This window comes from Heliophilum fasciatum (genome assembly GCF_004341395.1).
GTDB classification, from domain to species: domain Bacteria; phylum Bacillota; class Desulfitobacteriia; order Heliobacteriales; family Heliobacteriaceae; genus Heliophilum; species Heliophilum fasciatum.
Map to the genome: position 1 here is coordinate 1 of NZ_SLXT01000059.1, position 3,184 is coordinate 3,184.

Sequence of the window (3,184 nt, forward strand, 5' to 3'; positions counted from 1 at the left end):
CCGAAATTATGTGCTCACTTCATTTATGCGCTTACCAAATTATAATGTAGAAAATATCGCCTAATTATCACTTCGGTCCAGTCTATTAACATCTTGAAATGAGCACATAAATATTAATATTACAAGGAAGCTAAGAATGAGAGGATGTCCTTAGAAGGTCTGTAACGATACGCATCAACAGACGGTTCTGCCATTTTCTCCAGTGTTTTCTGCTTCATTTCAATGTCCGCTTCCATATATTTATGTGTTGTATTTATGCTCTCGTGTCCGAGCCATATAGCAATTGTTGAAATGTCAATACCGGATTGCAGCAAGTGAAGTGCGGTCGAATGGCGGAAAGTATGTGGGCTAATATTTTTGTTTTTTAGTGTAGTGACGGTTTTTTGAGCTTTTTCCATCAAGCATTTGATGCGATAACGGACACCTGAACGGGTCAGAACATCGCCTGCATGATTCATGAACAGTTTATCATCCTCTTTTAGCGCATTTTCTAAAATATATTTTTTTATATAAGATGCAGTCGTTTTCCAGAGAGGAATACTTCTTTCTTTTCGCCCTTTGCCTGTTACATGAATATAGCCTGCACTCCCAGAAGCATCAAATACAACATCATTACACTTCACGGAAAGAAGTTCTGATACCCGTATACCGGTATTGTATAGAATCAGAACCATCATTCGATCACGGCGTCCAAGGACATCTTTTATCGAGCAAGCATCTAAAAGTGCATCAATCTCTTCTTTTGTTAGAAAATCGATCTGCCGTTTTTCCGTCTTTTGAAAGGGAATCATAAGGCTTCTTTGCAGCATCGCACTGTATTCCGGTTTTTCAAAAGACATAAAATGGAGGAATGAGTGGATCGCAGCCAAACGACTATTAATGGTTTTCGTCTGATTTTTCCTCTTATGAGCAAGATACTCAAGAAAATCAAGGATATATTCAGCTTCGATGTGTTCTACACGTATTTTATACGGCGGGCATTTATGAATCGTATTTAGATACTCAATATAGATTCGGAATGTATCCCTGTAGGATTTAATGGTTTCCGGAGACGCTTGTTTTTGATTCATCAACCGCGTAAGGAAGAATTTTTGAAGCAAACATTGGAATGTGTTATTCATAAGGAGTCCACCCCTTTCCACAACGGAATTCGAACTTCTTGCATGCAATGGAGAGAAGTTCCGGAGTGGCGGTTAGATACCAATAGGTATCTGCTGGCTTTACATGTCCCATATATACCGAGAGTACATATATCATCCGATTGACATCTTCTCCACTTTCATACCATTTAAGGATAGTACGACAAGCGAAAGTGTGTCGGATGTCATATAGGCGCGGAGATCTTCTGTTCCAATCTTTTACACCGTCTGGCAACAGACAATGGCGTAATAGTTGAAATGCATATTCGAAAGCTCTTAAATTAAAAGGTTTTCCATGGGAGGTTACAAAAAAGAAATCATCCTGTGAGCATCGATAGGATTTTCTTTGTATTTCCAAGTTATAATTTTCAAGCTCTTTTATTGCAGATGGATGTAATGGAATCAGCCGTTCCTTAAAGAACTTTGTATTTTTTATAAACAGATATCCATCTTTAAGATTAACGTCTTTAACCGTAAGACGGGTTAGTTCAGAAACGCGGATTCCCGTTGCCCATAAAAGGCCAAGTGCGATCGATACTGTCAATCCTCGGATTCCATCAGTGGCAAATAGCTTCAGCGCTTCATCCATGAGCATACGGATTTCTTTTTCAGTGTAAATATAAGGTTCTACACGTCCATGGCATTTTCCGAAGGCCCCCGTCTGAGGAACCTGTGCGTTAGGATCAATACAAGCGACATATACTGCGAATGTGTGTACCGTTTCCAACCTTCTAGCCATGTACCATCTACTGAAATTGGCATTTAGAGAAGCCCACTGCATGGCCAGATCAACAGTAAGTGAGCCACTATAATCAATCCCACGTGTGTAATTCGCAAAACGTCGTAATTCTTGTGATTCAGTTTTCAACTGATAGCCAAGGCTTTGTTTGTATTCAATGTACGTCTCTATTTGTCTGGTGATTTTGTTATCCGTAATCATAAGCTACCACCTCCTGGCCATATAGTGGCAGCTTTGATTAGCACATCCGTATCAATTTTTGTATAAATAGCAGTGCTCTCCAGACTCTCATGTCCAAGGATATCAGCCACCATTTTTAGTGAAGCGCCCTTTTTATAGATTTTACTAGCCACTGTTCTACGTATTATATGCGTACCGGTAATCGATTCACGAAATCTGGCTCGCTTGTATGCCCGGCGCATAATACCTCTGACCTGGCTTCTACCCATGGGTTCGCCTCGAACATGAGAAAAGCGAACAAAAAGAACTCGGCTTTTTGATGCCGGACGAGCATTCTGTAGATAATTAACGATGGCTTCACCAAATGTAAAGGAGATAGGCAGTGACCTATCTATATGGTTTTTGGTATTTTTGATTGTAACTATACCATGCACCCAATCAAAATCGTCTACGGTTAATTGGGCAACTTCTACACACCGAAGACCTAATTCCGTGAAGCTTAAAGCAATTGCATAATCTCGTATTCCTGAAGGCTTGCTTTGATCAAAGGCTTTAGGCAATGCTTGAAATTCATCATCACTGAGAACAGTCGGGATAGAACTTAACTTCCACACTGCCGGAGAAAGAGGCAGCTTAAAAATAGATTCATCTACTATTACACGAGAAAAGCGGAGGTAGCGGAAAAAATTACGTAACGATGTGGCGACTCTTCCTTTGGTGCTAGGCATTAAATGGTTTGCATCATTCGTAAAATAATTGCAAATATCGATTGCGCCAATACCCGATACATTAAAACTCTTCGGCGACTTTTGATAAATGACATTGAGGAAACGTCTTACTTGATTTGTCTCTGATAAGATAGTTGTTTCTACTAGATGCTTAACACTTTTCTGAAATTCCTGAAATCCAGCTAATAAATCTTCGATTTCTTTAGAAATTGTCTCTTTTGTTCTTTTAGGATAAGGCATTCCCAGTGAAAATTTATAATAAGCGTATAATGCGGCTCGGCAATTTATGAATATGGAAAAAGGTAAGGATGATTCATTTTTTTTTAAGAATTCGTCTATCTGATATTTAAGGTCAGGATTATTCATATCATAGAAACTTGATCGTAGAAATCGTGAAG

3 protein-coding genes are annotated in these 3,184 nt (G+C 39.2%); all 3 read right to left on the reverse strand.

The annotated features are described in order from the left end of the window. Positions 1-119 precede the first annotated feature (119 nt). Positions 120-1,121 carry a tyrosine-type recombinase/integrase gene (locus EDD73_RS14535; protein ID WP_131921162.1) on the reverse strand — a complete coding sequence of 334 codons (1,002 nt, stop codon included), beginning with the start codon at positions 1,119-1,121 and terminating at the stop codon, positions 120-122. After that, positions 1,114-2,079 carry a tyrosine-type recombinase/integrase gene (locus EDD73_RS14540; protein ID WP_131921164.1) on the reverse strand — a complete coding sequence of 322 codons (966 nt, stop codon included), beginning with the start codon at positions 2,077-2,079 and terminating at the stop codon, positions 1,114-1,116. Before EDD73_RS14540 ends, EDD73_RS14535 begins: the two co-directional genes overlap by 8 nt. Further along, on the reverse strand, positions 2,076-3,184 hold a 1,109-nt coding region (locus EDD73_RS14545), incomplete at its 5' end, for a site-specific integrase (protein WP_207668905.1). The genes EDD73_RS14540 and EDD73_RS14545, both read right to left, overlap by 4 nt.